This is a genomic window from Mesorhizobium sp. C416B, assembly GCF_030323165.1.
In the GTDB taxonomy this organism is placed as follows: Bacteria; Pseudomonadota; Alphaproteobacteria; order Rhizobiales; family Rhizobiaceae; genus Mesorhizobium.
Genome location: NZ_CP100471.1, coordinates 2,449,402 through 2,471,349, shown reverse-complemented (window position 1 = coordinate 2,471,349; position 21,948 = coordinate 2,449,402). Strand labels below are relative to the sequence as shown.

The following is a 21,948-nucleotide window of genomic DNA, read 5'->3' as shown; positions in this document are numbered from 1 at the left end:
CCACTTAAAGCGGCCGGACGGGTATCCGTCTCGCGTGGGCTGGTGCTGCCCGCAAAGATGCGGAGACGAACATGTGCGGGATTGTTGGCATCGTTGGGCAACAGCCGGTGTCGGATCGGTTGATCGGCGCGTTGAAGGGTTTGGAATATCGCGGCTATGATTCCGCCGGCGTTGCGACGATCATCGAGGGTGCCTTGCACCGCCGGCGCGCCGAGGGCAAGCTCGTCAACCTCGAGAGGCGACTGAAGGAAGAGCCGCTGAGCGGCAACGTCGGCATCGGCCACACGCGTTGGGCAACCCACGGGGCCTCGACCGAACGCAATGCGCACCCGCACTTTAGCGACGGTGTCGCCGTAGTCCATAACGGCATCATCGAGAACTTCACCGAGCTGAAGGACGAATTGGCGGCGGATGGCGCCGAGTTCCAGACCGACACCGACACCGAGGTCGTTGGGCATCTCTTGGCAAGATACCGCCGAGAGGGCATGAGGCCGCAAGAGGCCACGCGTGCCATGCTGAAACGCGTCAAGGGCGCCTATGCGCTTGCCATCCTCTTCGAAGATGAACCGTCGACCATCACGGCGGCGCGCAACGGGCCACCGCTCGCGATCGGTCACGGCGACGGCGAGATGTTCCTGGGCTCCGACGCGATCGCCCTTGCTCCCTTCACCAATGAAATTACCTATCTCATCGACGGCGACTGGGCCGTTGTCGGCAATTCGGGCGCCCATATCTTCGATGTCGACGGCCGTCCCGTCGAGCGTCCGCTCCATATCTCCACGGCCGCGGCCGATCTGGCCAACAAGGGCAACCATCGCCACTTCATGGAGAAGGAGATTTACGAGCAGCCCGAGGTCATCGCCCATGCTCTCCGTCATTACATTAACATCATAGACAGTCGCGACATGGTTCCTGGCATTGATTTCGCCAAGGTCCCGAGCTTGGCGATCTCTGCCTGCGGAACCGCCTATTTCGCCGGACTGATCGGAAAATACTGGTTCGAGCGCTATGCGCGCCTGACGGTTGAAATCGACGTTGCGTCCGAATTCCGTTACCGCGAGATCCCGTTGCCGCCGCAGTCGGCAGCTCTTTTCATCTCGCAGTCCGGCGAAACCGCCGATACGCTTGCGTCATTGAGGTACTGCAAGGAGCGTGGGCTGAAAATTGGCGCTATCGTCAATGCCTGCGAATCGACCATCGCTCGCGAGGCCGATACGGTTTTCCCGATCCTTGCCGGACCGGAGATCGGCGTCGCCTCTACCAAGGCTTTTACCTGCCAGCTTGCCGTTCTAGCAGCACTCGCCATCGGCGCCGCCAGAGCCCGCGGGACGGTCCCCGAAGACGAGCTGCAGGAGCTCGTCAGGAGCCTCGCCGAATTGCCGCGCGTGATGGGCCACGTACTCGAGAGCATCCAGCCGGAAATCGAGTTCTTGTCGCGCGAACTGTCAAAGTGTCGTGACGTCCTGTATCTCGGCCGTGGCACCAGTTTCCCGCTAGCGATGGAAGGTGCGCTGAAGCTCAAGGAGATTTCCTACATCCATGCCGAGGGCTATGCAGCGGGTGAATTGAAGCACGGGCCGATCGCCTTGATAGACGAGAACATGCCGGTGATCGTCATCGCGCCCCATGACCGTCTTTTCGACAAGACCGTTTCCAACATGCAGGAAGTGGCTGCCCGTGGAGGGCGGATTATCCTCATCACCGATGAAAAAGGGGCAGCCGTATCGAAACTCGAAACCATGCACACGCTCGTGCTGCCGGTTGTCGACGAGATTATCGCGCCAATGATCTTCTCGCTCCCGATACAGCTTCTAGCCTACCACACGGCGCTCTTCATGGGGACGGATGTAGACCAGCCGCGCAATCTCGCAAAATCGGTCACGGTCGAATGATTGTGAACCTGTACAGGTGGCGATGCGCCTCCAGGAAAGCGGTACCCCTTGTCTGGATCCGAAGCCCGGATGAAACCAGATGACCATTGTTTGCTGCAATTGCGAAACTCGGTAGCGGTTACGAGCGGGTCTTTCGCTGCCTCGCCGGTGGAGATTGCCGAAGGAAGCAGTGTCCGTGCCGAAAGTTCGAGTTGCTGTTCAAGAAAGCCATCGGCGAGAATGGTCCACGAAGGATCGCAGGTCGCATGCGCTACGCCGACCAGGCTCTCAGCACGGGCAGTCTTGATACTTGATCAGAAGCAGGTGAGCCGCCATATTCCAGCCCGGCCAATTCAGCGGCCCATCCCATGCATGAGGCCGGTTCGGCCGAATGGACGACCATTTTTTTTATTTGCTAGGTGTGCGCCTCGGGAGGAATCTCCGAGGGAGCTCCCAGTTCTTGGAGATGTTTATGAAGGATTCGCGCATTCCCGAACCAGTCTTGACGGCTATGTCCCAGGGAACCCACATCGTCCGCGCTTATCGCGAGCACCTTGGATATTCGATCGACGACCTGGCCGTCGCGTGCGGGCTGGCCGCTGAGGAAATCCAAAACATCGAGCGAGGTCTGAGGTACAGCAAGGGCTATCGGGATCGGATAGCGAAATCGCTTTCCATACCTGTGGGAATTCTTGAGTCGGAGTTGGACATTTCGGACGCCGCCTGAACAGATCGGATGATCTGCAATGGGTGGACTAGCTGTTGTGATGTGAAGCTTGCGGCTGATGTCGACGCTTGATTGATTGATGCGATGCCTTCTGGCGCAGCTCACCGAACAACAAAGCGATATAGCCGCCCGGAGTGCTACGAAACGTGCACGACGGCATCGGCTCGCGACGAAGGACTAACGGCGAACTCTTCCTAGTTCGGCAAGGCGATGCTGGCTTGAGCATCAACTCGGCCTACGAGAGTGGCTACTCCTAGGCTGAATCGTCCACCATGGCGAAGTCGCGCCGCTCTGAAAGTAACATGGCGGGCATCCTGACGTTTCCGGGTTGACTATGGGCGTTCGAACCAGGAAAAGGGGCCGCTCTTCGTGAGTGGCGTGCGCCGGCAGTCTGACCCCCAAGCCCCCCGCCCAGGCTGCCGGCGCGCTTCTAGAAAGATCGAAGTAGGGACTCGCTTGCGCTCTGCCCGCTGACACCTTGTGGTTCCTCCTGCGGGTCCAGCGGACCACCTTGGGTGTCGCCAGTTCTGGTGGTCACGCGCCTCCATTTGCGATCTCGTGTCAGTGAGTGCACCGCAAGCACCCTCTCTGCCAGCCTGAAAAATTCATGGGGGTTGGTGGATGTGGCGCAAGCCCGTTGAAATGACGTAGGATTTGGTTGCTTAAGCCGATCCGAAATTTCCCGGAGACCACACGCACCATGAACGATCTTGCGCTGCCGCTGAGCGGTTTGTCATCAGTCGGCGGCTAGTCCGTCGTCGCCCGTTTCGACGGCGGCATGCTGTCGTCCAACAGCGGCGTTCTGGCCTTGGCCGAGGTGGAAAAGCGGTTGCGGGTGGCCGAGCGTCTGGCGCGTTGCATCGACGATCCGCGCTGCCCGGACCAGGTCGTCCACAGCCTGGCGGACATGATCGACTTTCGCATGAAGATGATCGGCGCCGGCTACGAGGACGGCAACGACGCCAACCGGCTGCGCCGCGATCCGGTCTTCAAGATGGCCCAGGATGCGCTGCCGTCGGGTCGGGATCTGGCGTCGCAATCGACGCTGTGCCGGCTGGAGAACCTACCCGGGGTGCGGGAGCTGGTCGCGATGGGACGGGCGATGGTCGATCTCTATTGCGCCTCGTTCCGGCAAGTGCCGAAGCGGATCGTACTCGACATTGACGACACCTTCGACGCTGTGCACGGAGGCCAACAGCTTCGCCTGTTCAATGCCCACCATACGAGTACGGCTTCCAGCCGATCGTCGTGTTCGATGGTGCGGGACGGTTCGTCAGCGCGATCCTGCGACCGGCCAAGCGGCCGAGTGGGGCTGAGATCCGCCCCCACCTGCGCCGTCTGGTGCGGGCGATCCGGATCAACTGGCCGAACATTCGAATCCTGCTCCGCGGCGATAGCCATTATTGCAACCCAGGTCATCGACTGGTGCTGCGCGTCGACTTCATCTTTGGCCTCGCGCCCACCACGACCCTGCGCAAGCATGTGGCGGATCTGGAGGCCAGCACGACAGCACGCCTGGAAGCGTCGGCCAAGAGAGGCAAGGTCCGCATGTTCAAGAAGTTCGTTGACGGCGCCCGCGGCGCGGCCGGGCCGGCAGCACTCAGGCGACTATAACGGGCGCAGAGCCGACCCTGCGGCTTCCAGACATTGTCGTGTACAGCTTCAGACCCTCAAGCCGAGCCCGCATGGCCTCGCTTACCTTTTACGGGGCGGCGGTACGTCCAAGCCGGTTCAACAGTTAAGAATTCCGCAAAGACGATACCCCCGGATCCTCGATCTTCCGCTGCCACTTCCCGCATTCGCCGAGGCGGTCAATGACCCGCCCTTCACAAGGTTATCCGGCAAGCATCTGGATGCGAGAGATAATGTTGCCGGAAGCATCTTTCATGGCTTCTACACCTGCCTGAACGCCAGAACCGCGTTCGTGCCGCCAAAGGCGAAGGAGTTGCTCAGTGCCACGCGCACCTTGCGCTCGCGTGCCACATTGGGCGTGACGTCGAGATCGCAATCGGGGTCCAGCTCACGATAATTGGCAGTCGGCGGGACGACGCTCTCGCGGATAGCCATCACGCAGGCGATCAACTCGAGCGCGCCGGACGCGCCGAGGCAATGCGCGTGCATGGACTTGGTAGAAGAAATGGACATTGAGAAGGCGTGCTGACCGAAGACGCGCTTGATCGCCGCCGTCTCGATCTGGTCGTTGGCCTTGGTGCCGGTGCCGTGCGCGTTGAGATAGTCGACATCCTCGGCGTCCAGCCTGGCATCGGCAAGGCAGGCCCGCATTGCTGCCTCCGGCCCCTCGACAGTCGGCGCGACGATGCCGGACGCATCGGCGGAAAGGCCGACACCGGCAATTTCGGCAAGGATGGTGGCGCCCCGAGCCAAGGCATGCTCGTAGCTTTCCAGCACCGCCATGCCGGCGCCTTCACCAAGCGACAGGCCCTGGCGATCGGCCGAGAATGGCCGGCAAGTATCGGGCGAAAGCACGCGGATCGCTTCCCATGCCTTCAGCACACCCCATATGAGCGGCGCTTCGCTGCCGCCGGCAAGCATCACGTCGGCCCGGCCGAGCCTGATCTGGTCCACCGCGCAGGCAATCGCATGGTTTGCCGAGGAACAGGCGGACGTGACGCCGAAGACCGGCCCGCGCAGGCCGAGACTCATGCTGACCTGGCCGGCAGCGGCACCCGGCATTGCCTTGGGTACAGTCAAGAGAGCGGCACGCTTACCGCCCAGAAGGATGGCGCGGTAGGTTTGCTCGATCGCATCCCACCCGCAGCCGCCCACGCCCACCGTCGCACCGAAGCGATAGCTATTTCCCTCTTTGGAGGAAAGTCCGGCCTGACGCATGGCTTCGCGCGCCGCAAGCACAGCGAGCAGGCTGAAGCGGTCCATGGAGATGAGTTGCTTGCTATCGATGTCATGCTCCGGCAGGGCCTTGATCTCGGCACCGATCCTGACCCTCAATTCATGGAACTCGGAGTTGACGATTGGGCCGATGGCGGAGCGGCCTTCTCGCATCTCTGTCCAAATGGCGGCGGCGTTGGTTCCAAGCCCGCAAATCCCGCCAATCCCAGTAATCACGACGCGCCTGTCCATTCACACCCCCGTAGGGAGCAAGCTGCGCACGGCTTCCACCATGCCCCCAACGTTCTGGAGATCCGACCATGCCTCGGCCGTATTCATCTCGATCTCGATGCCGTAGGCCTGCTCCAGGTCCCAGAGAACGTCCGCCAATCCCAGTGAATCGATACCGAGCGAAGTCAATCCCGTGGCAGCCGTTATTTCGCCGCCCGTGGCAGGCGCTATGCCGCCCTCCGACGCGGCGCGCTTCTTGATCATTGCGATTATTTCGTTGGCGAGTTGATCTGCCATCTTGTTCCTTTCCAGCTTGCGTTTTCAGCGTCGTTCAAAACCCGAGTCGCGTCGCGTTGCCAAAATTGCCCCTCATAGAGCCTGTGCGCCGACCAAGCCCAATGCCCATAGGAACCGGACGAGTTCCGGCTTCTGCGGCGTCAGCCCGATGACGAAGAAAAGTCGCCGGCCTCCCGCTTTTGCGCCAGCACATCAAGAATCTGCGTGTAAATGGATAGGAACCGTCGTCAAACGTCAGCTAAACGCTGCGACGGTGGGTGCTGTCAGCGTATTCACTCGGCACCTCATATGTAATCGAGATGTTTCATAGCTCCGGACCAGTTGCGATCAACTATGTACCGGTCGCCATTCGTCGGAGAGTTCGACATGATTTGGAGCGCTGCCTCTCATTCCCAGTACAATCTCCACCGCACGCGACAGATTTCCTCTTTCGGGCTCTTCTCAAGGGACTCGCCACGCGATAGAGGCAGTGATCGGCGCACGTGAGGTCCTGCCAGGTCCATGCGACATTCCGGAAAATTGGTAAAATCGTTTGTTTCAATCAAATTCATCCACGCTATGGATAGCTAAGACATGCGTTTCAAAGGGCTCGATCTGAATCTTCTCGTCGTTCTCGACGCGCTGCTTAGCGAGCGCGGCCTCACGGCGGCGGCACGCAGCATCAACCTAACCAAATTCATGGGGGTTGGTGGATGTGGCGCAAGCCCGTTGAAATGACGTAGGATTTGGTTGCTTAAGCCGATCCGAAATTTCCCGGAGACCACACGCACCATGAACGATCTTGCGCTGCCGCTGAGCGGTTTGTCATCAGTCGGCGGCTAGTCCGTCGTCGCCCGTTTCGACGGCGGCATGCTGTCGTCCAACAGCGGCGTTCTGGCCTTGGCCGAGGTGGAAAAGCGGTTGCGGGTGGCCGAGCGTCTGGCGCGTTGCATCGACGATCCGCGCTGCCCGGACCAGGTCGTCCACAGCCTGGCGGACATGATCGACTTTCGCATGAAGATGATCGGCGCCGGCTACGAGGACGGCAACGACGCCAACCGGCTGCGCCGCGATCCGGTCTTCAAGATGGCCCAGGATGCGCTGCCGTCGGGTCGGGATCTGGCGTCGCAATCGACGCTGTGCCGGCTGGAGAACCTACCCGGGGTGCGGGAGCTGGTCGCGATGGGACGGGCGATGGTCGATCTCTATTGCGCCTCGTTCCGGCAAGTGCCGAAGCGGATCGTACTCGACATTGACGACACCTTCGACGCTGTGCACGGAGGCCAACAGCTTCGCCTGTTCAATGCCCACCATACGAGTACGGCTTCCAGCCGATCGTCGTGTTCGATGGTGCGGGACGGTTCGTCAGCGCGATCCTGCGACCGGCCAAGCGGCCGAGTGGGGCTGAGATCCGCCCCCACCTGCGCCGTCTGGTGCGGGCGATCCGGATCAACTGGCCGAACATTCAATCCTGCTCCGCGGGGATAGCCATTATTGCAACCCAGGTCATCGACTGGTGCTGCGCGTCGACTTCATCTTTGGCCTCGCGCCCACCACGACCCTGCGCAAGCATGTGGCGGATCTGGAGGCCAGCACGACAGCACGCTTCGAAGCGTCGGCCAAGAGAGGCAAGGTCCGCAGGTTCAAGAAGTTCGTTGACGGCGCCGCTAGTTGGAGCCGCGTCGAGCGCATCATCGCGCGGGTCGAGGTCGGCGCCCACGGTGGCGATATCCGCTTCGTCCCCCGCCTGCCATCACGCCGGAGCAATCCCGGCGCCTGACGAGGCGCGTGGAAAAGCACCGCAACGGCGACCACAGCGTCGCTTCAGGCCGTCAAAAGCTTATCGCCGTGCATCAAGGCGGCTAGATGGCAACGAGGCTTATGCCGCCCGAGCATCGCAGCTAAGTATGCATGAGGGGTCGTCCCTTCAAAATACTTGATACATTTGCGCTTGCGTAGCTCCTTGCATGCGCTCGATGCCAGGAGGAGACCTCTGTTCTAAACGCTCGCATCGATGCAACGCCGTTGACACCATCATCGCGGCGACCGCTTTGCCGCGGCCGCCGCAGCCCTTTTCGAGCATGACGATCATGCCGGCGCCATCGCAGTGATGCACTTGCAAATTCAGAGATGCACTCTGGCCAAATGCTAGGTGCCCAGCATATGTCCGGCATCCCGCAACGCCGCTACGAAGAGACGGGCATTGCCGTTGGCATCCATCTTGGCCTGCATCGACAGGGGCATCCTGTGCCAGCTCTCCAAGGCCGCAATGTAATGTGAGAACATACCGTTAACGATGCAATAGTGGGTAACTAGGCCGTGTCCGTCTAACGCCAGCACGCCGAATTGGCCGCCGTGATATCGGATGGCTGCGACCCGCTGGACCTGCGCGTCACCGTCGATCCGCACGTTGAAAAGCAGGCTGCCGCGGCTCCTGGTGGCTATCTCGGCGGCTTTTTCAGCGAAGCTCAACGAGAGCGAGCGGACGCTTTCGACTGCCATCTGTAAAACCATCAAGTTCAGTTCATCCACTGCCATAAGGTACCTGTGCGCAAGACATGGGTGATTGCAATCGACCACACCGCTTGTTCACAGATGTCGGCTCACGACCGGTTATTCAGGGTTCGCCGGTTATCCATTGAGGGCGTGCTCATCAAAATGATCCTGACGTGGAATGCGCTGCATCTACGAAGCGCGACGAGCAGGCCAGCCAAAGCTGTCGCGACAATTGATCTCATAATCCACCCCGATATCTGGATTTCGGCATCGCTGAACATCCCTGGTAAGTGAGCTGTTTGCGGCAAGCCCATCTCGGCTTTGTACTCCGAAACCGTTGCAATGGCGTCGCTCGGCGCTCGGGACCGACAGGCTCTGCTCGTCGAGAACTTTGTCCCCGAGAAGCGTTCGACTTTGAGCATTCCGCTGAAGGGTGACGTCTCGTCAGTCCGTGTCCTTGCAGCTCACCGCGAAGGCTTTTTGCGCATCGCACGCAAGCGCACGAATTGGTCTCCGTTCACTTCACAAAATGGTTTTCCTGAAGTACTGGAGCGCAGAGAAATCTCCGGTCGCAGCCTACCCGGTTAAAACAAGGACCCAACGATGAAGACTCTCGTCGTCTGCTCCGGCGGATTGGATTCCGTTACTCTTGCCCACAAGGTGGCAGCGGAGCACCAGCTGACCGGCCTGCTATCGTTCGATTACGGCCAACGGCATAGGAAGGAATTGGGCTTCGCCACCCTTTGCGCGGAGCGCCTGAGTGTCCCGCAGCGAATCATCGATATCCACGAGATCGGCGGCGACCTTTCCGGCTCCGCGCTGACCGACAATGTGGACGTGCCCGACGGGCACTATGCCGAAGACACGATGAAGATAACGGTGGTGCCCAACCGGAACGCCATCATGTTGGCCATTGCCTTCGGCCTCGCCGCAGCGCAAGACGCTGACGCAGTGGCGACGGCCGTGCATGGTGGGGATCACGTTGTCTATCCCGATTGCCGTCCGGCCTTCATCGACGCTTTCCAGATGATGCAGGACCACGCGCTCGACGGCTACGCGCAGATTCGCCTTTATGCACCCTATGTGAACCTGACGAAGGCGGACATTGTTACGGATGGAGCCACATACGGCACGCCGTTTGCGCAGACCTGGTCCTGTTACAAGGGCACCGAGCGTCATTGCGGGAGGTGCGGGACCTGCGTCGAGCGGCGTGAGGCGTTTCACATCGCTGGGCACCCGGACCCAACCGAGTATGAGGACTCCGACTTCTGGCTCGGAGCGCTGCGAAGGACCACCGCGTAATGTTCCGCATCACCAAGGAATTCCACTTCTCAGCCTCGCATCAGCTCACCTCATTGCCACCCGATCACCAATGCGCGCGCCTGCACGGACATAACTACATCGTCGAAGTGGAGCTTTCAGCGGATGGACTGGACGATCACGGCTTCGTGCGCGACTACCACGACTTGGCGCCATTCAAACGCTACATCGACGAGAGCTTCGACCACCGGCATCTCAACGACGTGCTGGGACACGAGCAAGTCACGGCGGAATATCTGGCCAGACATTTCTACGACTGGTGCAAGGCACGCCTGAGCGAAACCGCGGCCGTGCGGGTGAGCGAAACGCCGAAAACCTGGGCGGAATACCGGCCATGACGAATACTCATCCCGCAATCCGCGTTAGCGAGATTTTCGGGCCGACGATCCAGGGCGAGGGCGTGCTCATAGGTTTGCCGACGATCTTCGTCAGAACCGGCGGGTGTGACTATCGCTGTTCCTGGTGCGACAGCCTCCATGCTGTGGACAATCAATTCCGCCATGAATGGGAGATGATGTCCGTTGGGGCGGTGTGGAAAAATGTGCTTGCCCTTTCCGGTGGCCGCCCGCTGATGGTGTCGCTATCAGGCGGCAATCCGGCCATCCAGCCGCTCGGCGCGCTCATCGACCGGGGCCATGGTGACGGTTACCGTTTTGCGCTGGAAACCCAAGGGTCGCTTGCCAGGGACTGGTTTGCGCAGCTTGACGTGCTGATCCTCAGCCCAAAGCCGCCGTCAAGCCAAATGACGACAGATTGGGCCGCTGTCGAGGCGTGCCTCCAGGCGGCACAAGGCAAGCCCCAAGTCGTGCTCAAGCTCATTGTTTTCGACGAAAGGGACTACACCTACGCGAAAGACGCCGCTGCGCAATTTCCGCAACTTCCGATCTATCTGCAGCCCGGCAATCACACGCCGCCACACCCCACAAATGATGACGCGCCTGTCGACCTTGACGGAATATTGAAGCGCATGGAGTGGCTGGTTGACAGCGTGACCCGCGACAGATGGTTCGAGGCCCGCGTGCTGCCGCAGCTGCACGTTGTGCTCTGGGGTAACAAGAGAGCCGTCTAGCCCAGGCCCTTTCCACTGGAACTGCGCCGGCAGAATTCGGGTGAACGGGTGGTTCAGGTCGAAGGGAGCTGTCGCCGACAACCATGATCCGACAGGCAGGGCTCGAGCGGACGATATCGTCGCTGCGCCAAGACGCGTCTGGTCCGCTCAGAATCTTGTCTCGATAGACGGTCGCCGATCAACAAACGTACCGCGGTCCATGATCGACTGAGAGGCATGACCGTTCCTCTGAGTGCTCAGACTGCCGCCGAGTGCCTGGCCGTTCCAGCTTCGAAATATTTGTCGAACCTGGCCGCGATGCTTCGGACGAAAGGGCGACTTTCAGCCGGCACAACGAATCTGTCGCCATCAAGTTCAAGCAATCGAACCGGATCGTGGAGGGCCATGGAACTTGACTGAAGGAGGAGCCTCTGGCCGGCCTCGCCGAAGCGTTCCACCAAATCGATGGCCGAGAAGGCGAAGTCGCACATCAAACGTTCGATGATCCAGCCGCGAACGCGGTCGTCGTTGGAAAGTGCGATACCCCGAACAGCGGCCAGCCCGCCGTCATCAACCATGCGTCTATATTCGCTGGTTGAAGGCATGTTCTGCGCATAGCCTTGCCGAAACTGGCTAATGGATGACGGGCCGAGCCCGATCAAGATTTCGCAGCAATCGTCCGTGTAGCCCTGAAAGTTCCGGTGCAAAGTCCCGGTGTGTGCCGCAATCGCCAGCGCATCGCCTGGTTTGGCGAAATGGTCGAGCCCGATTGCCTCGTATCCATTGTCTACAATCGCCTGTGCAGCCAGTTGCGACTGGGCAAAGCGCTCCGCCGGACCCGGCAACCAGGCCTCGTCGATCATCGTCTGATGTTTCTTGAACCACGGTACATGCGCGTAGCCAAACAGTGCGATCCGATCCGGTTCCAGGGTCAGTGCCTGCGTGACCGTAGAAGCGACGCTTTCCCTGGTCTGGTGCGGCAGACCATAGAGCAGGTCCAGATTGACGGATTCGACGCCGCGCGAACGAACGCCGTCGACGACCGTCTTGGTCTGCAGGAAGCTCTGCTCGCGGTTGATCGCCTTTTGCACCTTCGGATCGAAATCCTGAACGCCGAGGCTCGCACGGGTCATGCCGATTTCGGCAAGCGCATCGAGGCGGGCATCGTCCATATCGTTGGGTTCGATTTCAACGCTGATCGTGGCGCCGGGAAGAAAGCCGAAGCTGTTGCGCAGGGCGGTTCCCAGCGCCACCATATCTTCGGGCTTGAGCATGGTCGGCGAACCACCGCCGAAATGGACGGCACGCACACGACCTTTGCCTCCAACAAGACCGGCGACGGTAGCGATCTCGGCATGCAATGAGCGGAGATAGATCGTCACCGGTTCGTAATGGCGTGTCTGCTTGGTATGGCAGGCACAAAACCAGCAAAGCTTGTCGCAGTATGGGATGTGCAGATAGAGCGAGATTTCGTCGCCCTCATCGAACCGCTGTAGCCAGCCACGACAAACGGTAGCGTCAACGCTTGCATTGAAATGCGGCGCGGTCGGGTAGCTCGTGTAGCGCGGGACGTTCTCGCCAAATCTGGCAACTAGCTTTTGTCGCATGTCGTGGTCCACCGTGTTTGCCTCGCCCGAACTGTGGATGCTTGGATGAGCCTAAGCCCTGATTTCGATCAACCTTCAGCACGGACAAACTGCCGCAAGGATTTTTCTACCGTGGATGCTATCCTGCCCGCACGGAGCGGTAGAGCGATCGAATGACATTACGGCAGGATATTCACAGTTCCGGCATCCCCGTTCTTTGCCTGTCTTGCGAGGCACGGCGCCGCGGTGTCTGTGGCGCGCTAGAGCCAGACCATTTGGCTCAGCTCGCCAAGACGTCGTCGCGGCACAATATCGAGCCGGGGGTCGAACTGATCGGCGACGCCGAGGCGGTCGACTGTTATTCGAACGTGCTTTCAGGCGTGGTGAAGCTCACGAAGAGCCTGTCAGATGGACGCCAACAGATTGTCGGCCTGCAGTTCGCCCCGGATTTTCTGGGTCGGCCCTTCAAGATGAAAAGTGCGATCAATGCGGAAGCGGCAACAGCTGTCTCGCTATGCTCGTTTCCCAGAGCGGCCATCGAACGGATGATGAAGCAGTCACCCGAATTTGTGCATCGCCTGCTCAAGCAGGCGCTGAACGAACTTGACGAGGCACGCGAATGGATGGTGACTCTGGGGCGCAAGACCGCACCAGAGAAGGTGGCGAGCTTTCTCCTCATGATTGCCCGGAACATCGACTCCAATGTTGACCCGACGGCTAGCTCGACGTGCTTCGAGCTGCCGATGACGCGTGCCGACATTTCTGATTTCCTTGGAATCACAAACGAGACCGTGAGCCGTCAGCTGACCAGCCTGAGAATGGACGGCGTGATTCGGATCGAGAACAACCGCCGCGTCACCGTGGACAGCATGAGCCGGCTGGAACGGCGCTGCGGCGGCCGAGGCGCTACAGCCGTTTGAATGACGCAGAAGCTGCATGGCCCCCGTCACTTACTTCATCCGGGGCAGGGCATGCTCGCGTTGGGCTCAGAAGAAGTCGCGTAGCGACAGCCCGTTCTCCATCCGATCGTATGCGCCAGTTGCCTTTCGGCTCGTCGGCGAAGCATCCACACTTGGCCGAAGTCAATACGCCTCATCCGCAGGGGAAAATCGCCGTCTCCCCAAGCCACGAATGTCACGACGGCAGCGTAACGCTGGAGCTGGCTGTTCCAAGGCATTGAACGCGGGGTTCGGTAAGGCGTCGACCTGCTTTCCAGCGTCGCAGAAGGTGCGCTCCCCCACACGCCCGCGGTCGCCTCCGCACCCGGGGCCCGACCGGGGACGCCAGGTCCCATCCATAAACGAGCGGCCGGTGGTGCGCTTCCACATTCGATTGTCGCAGTCTGATCGCACCGAACTCGATGCTGCTCGAGCAAAATGGTGCGGCTCTGACATGGATCAGGGCGAGCAGGCGACGGCTGCGCAATAAGACACCGCGGTTTGGCATCCGCCGGAATTGGAAATCGGGGCTTGCGATGAAATTCGGCAAAGAAATCGTGCTTCTAAGCCTGTTCGCATTCGCGGCTTTGGTGGCGGCTGGCGCTGGGGTGGATGAACCCTTTCGCCAGCATATGTGGGTCTTGTTCTTCGCCTTGGCTGGCTTCACTGCGATCCTACTGCGTAACACTGAGTTCAAGCCTGCCGCTCCGATCGACCCGTCCGCTTACATGGACGGGCCAATCCGCTACGGCGCCATCGCCACCATGTTCTGGGGTGTGGTTGGCATGCTGGTCGGGGTGGTCATCGCGCTGCAGCTTGCCTATCCCGATCTCAACATCCAGCCCTGGTTCAACTTCGGCCGCTTGCGGCCTCTGCACACCTCGGGCGTCGTCTTCGCCTTTGGCGGCAACGCGTTGCTTTGCACGTCTCTCTATGTCGTCCAACGCACCTGCCGCGCTCGGCTGTTCGGTGGCGATCTCGCCTGGTTCGTGTTCTGGGGCTACCAGCTCTTCATCGTCATGGCCGCGACCGGTTATCTGCTCGGCATCACCGAGAGCCGCGAATATGCGGAACCCGAATGGTATGTCGACATCTGGCTGACCATCGTCTGGGTCGGCTACCTGATCCTGTTCCTGGGCACGATCCTGAAGCGCAAGGAACCGCACATCTACGTCGCCAACTGGTTCTACCTTTCCTTCATCGTGACCATCGCGATGCTGCATGTGATCAACAACCTGTCGATGCCGGCCTCCTTTCTCGGCTCCAAGAGCTATTCTGCATTTTCCGGAGTCCAGGACGCCCTGACGCAATGGTGGTACGGCCACAACGCCGTCGGTTTCTTCCTAACCGCCGGCTTCCTCGGCATGATGTATTATTTCGTGCCCAAGCAGGCCAACCGGCCGGTCTATTCCTACCGCCTGTCGATCGTCCATTTCTGGGCAATCATCTTCCTCTACATCTGGGCCGGGCCCCATCACCTGCACTACACCGCCCTGCCCGATTGGGCGCAGACGCTCGGCATGGTGTTCTCGATCATGCTGTGGATGCCGTCATGGGGCGGCATGATCAACGGCCTGATGACGCTGTCGGGCGCGTGGGACAAGCTGCGCACCGATCCGATCATCCGCATGATGGTGATGGCCATTGCCTTCTACGGCATGTCGACCTTCGAGGGCCCGATGATGTCGATCAAGACGGTCAATTCTCTGTCGCACTATACCGACTGGACCATTGGCCACGTTCACTCCGGTGCGCTCGGCTGGGTCGGCATGATCTCGTTCGGCGCGATCTACTTTATGGTGCCGAAGCTGTGGAACCGTGAACGGCTCTACTCGCTTCGCCTCGTTACCTGGCACTTCTGGCTGGCGACGCTTGGCATCGTTGTCTACGCCGCTGTCATGTGGGTGTCCGGCATCATGCAGGGCCTGATGTGGCGCGAATACGACGAACAGGGCTTCCTGGTCTACTCCTTCGCCGAAACCGTGGCCGCTATGCACCCTTATTACATCATGCGCGCCATCGGTGGAGCCATGTACCTCTCCGGCACCCTGATCATGGCCTGGAACATCGCAATGACCATCCTCGGCTACCGGCGCGAGCAGGATCCGATGCCGCGCTCCACCCCCGCCCTCCAGCTTGCGCGATGATGAGACAGAAAATGAGGTTGATGAACAGACACGCGGTCATCGAGAAGAACGCTACACTTCTCCTCCTCGGGTCGCTGCTGGTCGTGACAATCGGCGGCATCGTCGAGATCGCGCCGCTCTTCTATCTCGATAATACGATCGAGAAGGTGGAAGGCATGCGCCCCTACTCGCCGCTCGAACTTGCCGGGCGAAACATCTATGTCCGCGAGGGCTGCTACCTCTGCCACAGCCAGATGATCCGCCCGTTCCGTGACGAGGTCGAGCGCTACGGCCACTACAGCCTGGCGGCCGAGTCGATATACGACCACCCCTTCCAGTGGGGATCGAAGCGCACCGGACCGGATCTCGCCCGCGTTGGCGACCGCTATTCCAACCTGTGGCACGTGGATCACCTGACAGATCCACGGTCCGTGGTGCCGGAATCGATCATGCCGAGCTATGCCTTCCTGAAGGACAAGCCGATCGCGGTGAAGGACTTCTCGACGCATCTGGTCGCCAACAGGCGCGTCGGCGTCCCCTACTCCGACGACATGATCGCTAACGCCAATGCCGATTTGATGGCGCAGGCTGATCCCAACGCCGACACATCCGGCCTCGAGGCCCGCTACCCCAAGGCCAAGATCGGCGACTTCGACGGCAACCCGCAGCAAGTCACCGAAATGGACGCGCTGGTTTCTTATCTCCAGATGCTGGGCACGCTGGTCGATTTCAAGAACTACGATGAGACCGCCGGCTACCGCTGAGGACAATGGCCATGACGTACAATTTCATGCGGGAGTTTGCCGACAGCTGGGGCCTACTTGCCATGGCTCTTTTCTTCATCGGATCTGTTGCCTTTGCAGTTCGTCCCGGAAGCCGCAGGCAAGCCGGCGAAGCAGCTCAAATTCCTCTGAAGGAGGACTGATCATGAGCAGCGATCACATCGACGAGGTTTCCGGCATCTCAACCACCGGTCATGAGTGGGACGGCATCCGGGAGCTCAACAACCCGCTTCCGCGCTGGTGGATCTGGACGTTCTACATCATCATAGTCTGGGCGATCGGCTACACCATCGCCTATCCGGCATGGCCTCTGCTGCACACGGCAACCAAGGGGGTGCTCGGCTACTCCAGCCGCAACGATGTCGGGAACGAGTTGTCCGCGGCTGAAGCGGCCAAGGGCAAATATGTCGCCGCGATAGAAGCGAAAAGTGTTTCGGAGATCGCGGCGGACGACACGCTGCGCGAATTCGCCGTCGCCGCCGGCGGTGCCGCGTTCAAGCTCAATTGCGTGCAGTGCCATGGTTCCGGCGCCCAGGGCTCCAAGGGCTTCCCCAACCTTAACGACGACGACTGGCTGTGGGGCGGCAAGGCGGACCAGATTCAGCAGACGATCACCCATGGCATTCGCTTCGCCTCCGATCCGGATACGCGCCTGTCGGAAATGCCCGCCTTTGCCGACATCATCACCGCCGACCAGATCAAACAGGTCAGCGCCTACGTCGCCAGTCTGTCGGGGGCCGTCGTCAATCAAGCATTGGTCGCGCCGGGCGCAAAGGTCTTTGCCGAAAACTGCGTGGCCTGTCATGGCGACAATGCAAAAGGCAACAAGGAACTCGGCGCTCCAGATCTGACCGACGCCATCTGGCTCTACGGGTCAGGCGAAGCGGCCATCGCCGCCCAGGTAACCGCACCGAAACACGGCGTGATGCCGGCTTGGGGCGCGCGCCTCGGCGAGATCAAGGTCAAGGAACTGGCGGTCTACATCCATTCGCTTGGCGGCGGAGAATAGGAAAGCAGCCTATTCTCGTCCTCCCCCTCCCGCCAAGCGACGAGGCCCGGCGCAAGCCGGGCCTCGGCATCATCCAGAACCGATGAGTCGGCTTCCGGCGAAATCGTCGCTGGTGACTGGAGCTTCTCGTGCTCGATAACACGCAAATAGAACGGATCGAACCCACGACGTTCAACTCCGCCAAGGTGCGCCAGCCAATGTATGCCGCGCGCAGGAAGATCTTCCCGAAGCGGGCCTCTGGCAGCTTTCGCCGATTCAAATGGATCGTGATGGCGATCACGCTCGGCATCTACTATCTCACGCCGTGGCTGCGCTGGGACCGCGGTCCGTTTGCCCCCGACCAGGCGGTGCTGCTTGATGTCGCCAACCGGCGCTTCTATTTCTTCTTCATCGAGATATGGCCCCAGGAATTCTACTATGTCGCCGGCCTTCTGGTCATGGCCGGCGTCGGTCTTTTCCTGATCACGTCAACCGTCGGCCGTGCATGGTGTGGCTACACATGCCCACAGACCGTATGGGTCGATCTGTTCCTGGTCGTCGAGCGCGCGATCGAGGGCGACCGCAACGCGCGCATGCGGCTCGATGCCGGTCCATGGACCACCCGCAAGCTCGTGCTGCGGGCATCGAAACACGTCATCTGGCTGGTCATAGCCGCAGCGACTGGTGGCGCATGGATCTTCTATTTCGCCGATGCGCCGACGCTGGTCGGCGAACTCTTCACCGGCACGGCAGCGCCTGTCGCCTACATCACCGTCGCGGTTCTGACGGCGACGACCTACACGTTTGGCGGGCTGATGCGCGAACAGGTCTGCACCTATATGTGCCCTTGGCCGCGCATCCAGGCAGCCATGCTCGACGAGAGCTCGCTCACCGTCACCTACAATGACTGGCGCGGCGAACCGCGCACCCGTCACGCCAAGAAGGTTCTTGCCGCAGGGCATCCCGTCGGCGATTGCGTCGACTGCAATGCCTGTGTCGCCGTCTGTCCGATGGGGATCGACATACGCGACGGTCAGCAACTCGAATGCATCACCTGCGCGCTCTGCATCGATGCCTGCGACGGCGTAATGGATAAACTCGGCAAGGAGCGAGGACTGATCTCCTACGCGACGCTCTCCGACTACAACGCCAACATGATGCTGGCCACCGCAGGCGGCGCCAGCTCGGTCGATCCATCACTGGTCAGGACGGATGACGGCGTGTTTTCGGACAGGGTGGCGCATTTCCATATCCGCAAGATCTTTCGGCCACGAACCTATGTCTACATGGCCATGTGGTCGCTGATCGGGCTGGGCCTGCTCTTTTCGCTGCTGACGCACGACCGGCTCGAAATCAATGTCCTACACGACCGCAACCCGCAATTCGTGACGCTCTCGGACGGCTCGATCCGCAATGGCTATACCGTCAAGCTCTTGAACATGATCCCCGAACCGAGAACGATTATCGTCACCCTCGGGGGTTTGCCAGGCGCGGAGATGAGCATCGTTGGCGTCGATCTCCCCGCCGATCGCTCCTTTGCAGTCCAGGTCGAACCCGACCGGCTGAAGATGTTGAAGGTTTTCGTGCGCCTGCCCGCCGACCAGATTCATGGCCAGGCGCAGACCTTCACATTCCGGGTCGAAGACAAGGTCAGCTTCGAGTCCAACGAATACACCGCCACCTTCAACTCGCCGGAGATCGCCAGATGAACGCCACCACGCGAAAACCCCGCGAGTTCACCGGCAGGCACATGTTGGCCACCGTCCTTGCCTTTTTCGGCGTTGTCATCGCGGTCAATCTCACGATGGCGACGCTTGCCAATACAAGCTGGACCGGCCTTGTCGTCGAAAATACCTATGTGGCGAGCCAGCAATTCAACAAGAAGGCCGAGGAAGGCCGTGCGCAGGCAGCGCTTGGCTGGACCGGCCAGCTGACCATCGCATGGGGCGAAGTCCGCTATCGCATCATCGACGCCGCGGGCAAACCGGTTTCCCTGCATGGCGTGAAGGTGCTGTTTCGCCATCCGGCTTACGAGAAAGAGGATGAGTCCGTCACGCTCGCCCTGGTCTCTGGCCAGGAGTTTGCAGCACAACACGTGCCAAGGGATGGTGTCTGGATCATCGAAATAGACGCCGATGCCGGCCTGGCAAATCCTTATCGCGACGTGCGCAGGGTCATGATTTCCCAAGGGGTGCTGAAATGAGCTGCTGCGCGCCGGGCGCTGAAATGGCGCTGGATCTGGTCAGCCCCGCTTCGGTCCTGCCGTCAAGCCAGGAGGTCAGGCTGGCGAGCCGGTCGCTGGGCGATGACCTTCATCAGACCGACCTTTCGGTGCCGACCGTTCATTGCGGCGCCTGCATCCAGACGATCGAGACGGCCTTGGGAAAACTCGGTCACGTCGAGGCAGCTCGCGTGAACCTGTCAACCAAGCGGGTCTCAGTCCGCTGGCGCGGCGACGAGGCTCCACCTTTGGTCGCTGTGCTCGGCCGGCTCGGCTATCAGGCGCATTTGTTCGAAGCCGAGATTGATGCAAAGGACAAGATGCTTTCGGAGCTTATCCGCGCCGTCGCTGTTGCCGGCTTTGCTGCGGGCAACATCATGCTGCTCTCGGTATCGGTCTGGTCCGGCGCCGAAGGCGCCACCCGCGATTTGTTCCACTGGGTCTCGGCGCTCATCGCCATTCCTGCGCTGGCCTTCGCCGGCGGGATCTTCTTCAAATCGGCGTGGAATGCGCTGCGCCACGGCCACATGAACATGGACGTGCCGATAGCCGTCGGCGTGTCGCTGGCCTACGCCATGAGCCTCTATGAGACGATCACCCATGGCGACCACGCCTATTTCGACGCATCGGTATCCCTGCTGTTCTTTCTCCTGATCGGTCGCACGCTCGATCACGTGATGCGGGAACGCGCCCGCACCGCTGTGAAGAGCCTGTCACAATTGGCCGCACGCGGTGCCATGGTGCTGCGCGGCGATGGCGCTCGGGACTATCTGCCGGTGGGCGAGATCGAACCGGGCATGCTGTTGCTGATGGCCGCCGGCGAAAGGATCCCCGTCGATGGCAAGATCGCGCGCGGGACATCGGACGTCGACTGCTCCCTGGTCTCCGGCGAGAGCACGCCCAGTAGCGTGGCGCCGGAAGACACCGTGCAGGCCGGTGTCCTCAACCTCACCGGTCCGCTGACGATTGAGGCGACAGCGGCCGCCAAGGATTCGTTCCTGGCGGAAATGGTTCGGTTGATGGAGGCCGCCGAAGGTGGTCGCGCCCGGTATCGCCGTATCGCCGACCGCGTGTCGGCACTCTACGCCCCCGTGGTTCATCTCACCGCATTGGTAACATTCTCGGGCTGGATGGCGGCGACCGGCGACTGGCATCGGGCGATGACGATTGCCATCGCTGTTCTCATCATCACATGCCCCTGCGTGCTTGGCCTCGCCGTCCCAATCGTTCAGGTGGTCGCCGCGCGGCGCCTGTTCGAGAACGGCATCATGGTGAAGGACGGCTCGGCCATGGAGCGCCTGGCAGCGATCGATACAGCCGTGTTCGACAAGACCGGCACGCTCACGCTTGGCCAGCCCAGGCTCGTCAACACGTCGTCGATCGATCCCGCCATGCTGGCAATCGCTGCCGACTTGGCCGCGCATTCGCGTCATCCATATTCAAAGGCCATTGCCGGCTTTGCCGTCAGCAGCAGCCAGCACAAATTCGATGCGGTGACCGAGCACCCGGGTTTCGGGATCGAAGCCACCGCCGCCGGTATCACCTGGCGGCTGGGTCGACGCGGATGGGCTGGCTGGAAGGCGCGAACCGGCGGCGAAGGCAAACATGGCTATGGCGGAACAGTGCTGACGAAAAACGGCATGATTGTCGCGTCCTTCGTTTTCGAAGATGCGCTACGCCTCGACACCAGGGCAGCGATCGATCAACTGCGCAACGCTGGTATGTGCGTGGAAATGCTGTCGGGCGATACCGCGAAAGCCTGCGCCGAGATTGCGGACGTGCTCGGTGTCGATGACTTCGTTCCCTGCCTGCTCCCGTCCGGCAAGGTTGAACGCATCGAGAGTCTGGCGAGAGACGGGCACAAGGTTCTGATGGTTGGCGACGGGCTCAACGACACACCGGCGCTGAGCGCCGCGGATGTCTCGATCGCACCCGCCACGGCGGCCGACATTGGCCGCAATGCAGCCGACTTCGTTTTTCTGCGCGAAAGCCTCTTGGCGATCCCGCTGGCGCTGGACGTGTCGCGCAAGGCGGGAAGCCTGATCCGACAGAACATAACAATTGCTATCGTTTACAATGCTGTGGCCGTGCCGATCGCCATTCTGGGTCATGTTACGCCTCTGATCGCGGCGGTCGCGATGTCTGCCTCGTCATTGCTTGTGATTGGAAATGCGATGCGTCTGCAAGGCTTCGCAACGGGTGCGTCGTCCGAAACTGCGCGGCAGGACAGGCCCGCGCGGGCCGGCACCTTGGTCCGATCCTCATGACGACGCTCGCCTATCTCATTCCGGTGGCGCTGTTCCTTGGCGCACTCGGCCTGTCCGGCTTCCTGTGGGCGTTGAGAAGCGGCCAGTACGACGATCTCGATGGCGCGGCGGAGCGCATTCTTATCGACCGCGACGACGGCGCGGAGAATGCTCCTCGTTCCAAGTGACTCAGATCAACGCGCCGCGGGTCGGGATGTCCTATCGTCGTCCGACGAAAGATCAGG

At 60.8% G+C, this 21,948-nt stretch carries 20 protein-coding genes and 3 pseudogenes; 18 read left to right on the top strand and 5 right to left on the bottom strand.

The window, feature by feature from the left end; translation table 11 throughout:
• The first annotated feature begins 71 nt into the window (after positions 1-71).
• The 3 genes and pseudogenes from glmS to NLY43_RS12135 all read left to right on the top strand — a co-directional run.
• Positions 72-1,892: a glutamine--fructose-6-phosphate transaminase (isomerizing) gene (gene glmS / locus NLY43_RS12145; RefSeq protein ID WP_023707023.1), complete on the top strand. Its 1,821-nt coding sequence runs from the start codon at positions 72-74 to the stop codon at positions 1,890-1,892.
• 451 nt (positions 1,893-2,343) lie between these two features.
• Positions 2,344-2,598, top strand: a complete 255-nt coding sequence (locus tag NLY43_RS12140; RefSeq protein WP_031197535.1) for a helix-turn-helix domain-containing protein — start codon at positions 2,344-2,346, stop codon at positions 2,596-2,598.
• A gap of 700 nt (positions 2,599-3,298) precedes the next feature.
• Positions 3,299-4,173, top strand: a pseudogene (locus tag NLY43_RS12135) (IS1380 family transposase); the annotation flags it as partial.
• 318 nt (positions 4,174-4,491) lie between these two features.
• On the opposite strand, the gene NLY43_RS12130 reads toward NLY43_RS12135, so the two are convergent.
• Positions 4,492-5,697 carry a beta-ketoacyl-[acyl-carrier-protein] synthase family protein gene (locus NLY43_RS12130; protein ID WP_023707447.1) on the bottom strand — a complete coding sequence of 402 codons (1,206 nt, stop codon included), beginning with the start codon at positions 5,695-5,697 and terminating at the stop codon, positions 4,492-4,494.
• The gene (locus NLY43_RS12125) at positions 5,698-5,973 is read right to left on the bottom strand and encodes an acyl carrier protein (protein WP_023673543.1); all 276 of its coding nucleotides are present in this window, start codon (positions 5,971-5,973) and stop codon (positions 5,698-5,700) included.
• Between the two features lie 573 nt (positions 5,974-6,546).
• Between NLY43_RS12125 and NLY43_RS12120 the strand changes: the two are divergent.
• The 3 genes and pseudogenes from NLY43_RS12120 to NLY43_RS32740 all read left to right on the top strand — a co-directional run.
• Positions 6,547-6,648: pseudogene (locus NLY43_RS12120) on the top strand (LysR family transcriptional regulator); the annotation flags it as partial.
• A 174-nt stretch (positions 6,649-6,822) separates the two neighbouring features.
• A pseudogene (locus NLY43_RS32745) lies at positions 6,823-7,418 on the top strand (transposase); the annotation flags it as partial.
• 50 nt (positions 7,419-7,468) lie between these two features.
• Complete coding sequence (locus NLY43_RS32740; protein WP_023708069.1) at positions 7,469-7,732, top strand: transposase; 264 nt, start codon at positions 7,469-7,471, stop codon at positions 7,730-7,732.
• A gap of 147 nt (positions 7,733-7,879) precedes the next feature.
• Here the strand turns inward: NLY43_RS32740 and NLY43_RS12110 are convergent, their stop codons facing one another.
• Together NLY43_RS12110 and NLY43_RS12105 are read right to left on the bottom strand one after the other, a co-directional pair.
• A complete protein-coding gene (locus NLY43_RS12110; protein ID WP_023685557.1) occupies positions 7,880-8,044 on the bottom strand; it encodes a hypothetical protein in 165 nt (54 codons plus the stop codon).
• A gap of 56 nt (positions 8,045-8,100) precedes the next feature.
• On the bottom strand, positions 8,101-8,490 hold the full coding sequence (locus NLY43_RS12105) for a hypothetical protein (protein ID WP_023673549.1): 390 nt from the start codon (positions 8,488-8,490) through the stop codon (positions 8,101-8,103).
• A 561-nt stretch (positions 8,491-9,051) separates the two neighbouring features.
• On the opposite strand from NLY43_RS12105, the gene queC reads away from it, so the two are divergent.
• From queC to queE, 3 genes are read left to right on the top strand one after another with little or no spacing between them, the layout of a single operon-like run.
• Positions 9,052-9,750, top strand: a complete 699-nt coding sequence (gene queC / locus NLY43_RS12100; protein WP_023685556.1) for a 7-cyano-7-deazaguanine synthase QueC — start codon at positions 9,052-9,054, stop codon at positions 9,748-9,750.
• Positions 9,750-10,106 (top strand): 6-carboxytetrahydropterin synthase QueD, encoded by a 357-nt coding sequence (queD, locus tag NLY43_RS12095; protein ID WP_023673552.1) that lies wholly within the window; start codon positions 9,750-9,752, stop codon positions 10,104-10,106. The genes queC and queD overlap by 1 nt, the downstream gene beginning before the upstream one ends.
• Complete coding sequence (gene queE, locus NLY43_RS12090) at positions 10,103-10,837, top strand: 7-carboxy-7-deazaguanine synthase QueE (RefSeq protein WP_023713158.1); 735 nt, start codon at positions 10,103-10,105, stop codon at positions 10,835-10,837. Before queD ends, queE begins: the two co-directional genes overlap by 4 nt.
• Positions 10,838-11,073: 236 nt before the next feature.
• Here queE and hemN read toward each other — a convergent pair whose 3' ends face one another.
• Positions 11,074-12,423: an oxygen-independent coproporphyrinogen III oxidase gene (hemN, locus tag NLY43_RS12085; RefSeq protein ID WP_023716336.1), complete on the bottom strand. Its 1,350-nt coding sequence runs from the start codon at positions 12,421-12,423 to the stop codon at positions 11,074-11,076.
• 152 nt (positions 12,424-12,575) lie between these two features.
• Here hemN and NLY43_RS12080 point away from each other — a divergent pair, with 152 nt between their 5' ends.
• The 9 genes from NLY43_RS12080 (at position 12,576) to ccoS (ending at position 21,891) form a co-directional block, all read left to right on the top strand.
• The gene (locus tag NLY43_RS12080) at positions 12,576-13,322 is read left to right on the top strand and encodes a Crp/Fnr family transcriptional regulator (RefSeq protein ID WP_023708062.1); all 747 of its coding nucleotides are present in this window, start codon (positions 12,576-12,578) and stop codon (positions 13,320-13,322) included.
• A gap of 554 nt (positions 13,323-13,876) precedes the next feature.
• Positions 13,877-15,487 carry a cytochrome-c oxidase, cbb3-type subunit I gene (gene ccoN, locus NLY43_RS12075; protein ID WP_023716337.1) on the top strand — a complete coding sequence of 537 codons (1,611 nt, stop codon included), beginning with the start codon at positions 13,877-13,879 and terminating at the stop codon, positions 15,485-15,487.
• An 11-nt stretch (positions 15,488-15,498) separates the two neighbouring features.
• Positions 15,499-16,230, top strand: coding sequence for a cytochrome-c oxidase, cbb3-type subunit II (ccoO, locus tag NLY43_RS12070; RefSeq protein WP_023716338.1), 732 nt, complete (start codon positions 15,499-15,501; stop codon positions 16,228-16,230).
• Positions 16,231-16,241: 11 nt separating this feature from the next.
• Positions 16,242-16,391: a CcoQ/FixQ family Cbb3-type cytochrome c oxidase assembly chaperone gene (locus NLY43_RS12065; RefSeq protein WP_023690689.1), complete on the top strand. Its 150-nt coding sequence runs from the start codon at positions 16,242-16,244 to the stop codon at positions 16,389-16,391.
• A gap of 2 nt (positions 16,392-16,393) precedes the next feature.
• A complete protein-coding gene (gene ccoP, locus NLY43_RS12060; protein WP_023713180.1) occupies positions 16,394-17,257 on the top strand; it encodes a cytochrome-c oxidase, cbb3-type subunit III in 864 nt (287 codons plus the stop codon).
• A gap of 128 nt (positions 17,258-17,385) precedes the next feature.
• Complete coding sequence (gene ccoG, locus NLY43_RS12055; protein WP_023716339.1) at positions 17,386-18,945, top strand: cytochrome c oxidase accessory protein CcoG; 1,560 nt, start codon at positions 17,386-17,388, stop codon at positions 18,943-18,945.
• Positions 18,942-19,439, top strand: coding sequence for a FixH family protein (locus NLY43_RS12050; RefSeq protein ID WP_023713188.1), 498 nt, complete (start codon positions 18,942-18,944; stop codon positions 19,437-19,439). The genes ccoG and NLY43_RS12050 overlap by 4 nt, the downstream gene beginning before the upstream one ends.
• Positions 19,436-21,724, top strand: a complete 2,289-nt coding sequence (locus tag NLY43_RS12045; protein ID WP_023716340.1) for a heavy metal translocating P-type ATPase — start codon at positions 19,436-19,438, stop codon at positions 21,722-21,724. Before NLY43_RS12050 ends, NLY43_RS12045 begins: the two co-directional genes overlap by 4 nt.
• The gene (gene ccoS, locus NLY43_RS12040) at positions 21,721-21,891 is read left to right on the top strand and encodes a cbb3-type cytochrome oxidase assembly protein CcoS (RefSeq protein WP_023685546.1); all 171 of its coding nucleotides are present in this window, start codon (positions 21,721-21,723) and stop codon (positions 21,889-21,891) included. The genes NLY43_RS12045 and ccoS overlap by 4 nt, the downstream gene beginning before the upstream one ends.
• Positions 21,892-21,948: the final 57 nt, after the last annotated feature.

Coding starts and splice junctions, on each gene's coding strand:
- glmS (WP_023707023.1), top strand. CDS start 72: ATGTGCGGGATTGTTGGCATCGTTGGGCAACAGCCGGTGTCGGATCGG.
- NLY43_RS12140 (WP_031197535.1), top strand. CDS start 2,344: ATGAAGGATTCGCGCATTCCCGAACCAGTCTTGACGGCTATGTCCCAG.
- NLY43_RS12130 (WP_023707447.1), bottom strand. CDS start 5,697: ATGGACAGGCGCGTCGTGATTACTGGGATTGGCGGGATTTGCGGGCTT.
- NLY43_RS12125 (WP_023673543.1), bottom strand. CDS start 5,973: ATGGCAGATCAACTCGCCAACGAAATAATCGCAATGATCAAGAAGCGC.
- NLY43_RS12110 (WP_023685557.1), bottom strand. CDS start 8,044: ATGATCGTCATGCTCGAAAAGGGCTGCGGCGGCCGCGGCAAAGCGGTC.
- NLY43_RS12105 (WP_023673549.1), bottom strand. CDS start 8,490: ATGGCAGTGGATGAACTGAACTTGATGGTTTTACAGATGGCAGTCGAA.
- queC (WP_023685556.1), top strand. CDS start 9,052: ATGAAGACTCTCGTCGTCTGCTCCGGCGGATTGGATTCCGTTACTCTT.
- queD (WP_023673552.1), top strand. CDS start 9,750: ATGTTCCGCATCACCAAGGAATTCCACTTCTCAGCCTCGCATCAGCTC.
- queE (WP_023713158.1), top strand. CDS start 10,103: ATGACGAATACTCATCCCGCAATCCGCGTTAGCGAGATTTTCGGGCCG.
- hemN (WP_023716336.1), bottom strand. CDS start 12,423: ATGCGACAAAAGCTAGTTGCCAGATTTGGCGAGAACGTCCCGCGCTAC.
- NLY43_RS12080 (WP_023708062.1), top strand. CDS start 12,576: ATGACATTACGGCAGGATATTCACAGTTCCGGCATCCCCGTTCTTTGC.
- ccoN (WP_023716337.1), top strand. CDS start 13,877: ATGAAATTCGGCAAAGAAATCGTGCTTCTAAGCCTGTTCGCATTCGCG.
- ccoO (WP_023716338.1), top strand. CDS start 15,499: ATGAGGTTGATGAACAGACACGCGGTCATCGAGAAGAACGCTACACTT.
- NLY43_RS12065 (WP_023690689.1), top strand. CDS start 16,242: ATGACGTACAATTTCATGCGGGAGTTTGCCGACAGCTGGGGCCTACTT.
- ccoP (WP_023713180.1), top strand. CDS start 16,394: ATGAGCAGCGATCACATCGACGAGGTTTCCGGCATCTCAACCACCGGT.
- NLY43_RS12050 (WP_023713188.1), top strand. CDS start 18,942: ATGAACGCCACCACGCGAAAACCCCGCGAGTTCACCGGCAGGCACATG.
- NLY43_RS12045 (WP_023716340.1), top strand. CDS start 19,436: ATGAGCTGCTGCGCGCCGGGCGCTGAAATGGCGCTGGATCTGGTCAGC.
- ccoS (WP_023685546.1), top strand. CDS start 21,721: ATGACGACGCTCGCCTATCTCATTCCGGTGGCGCTGTTCCTTGGCGCA.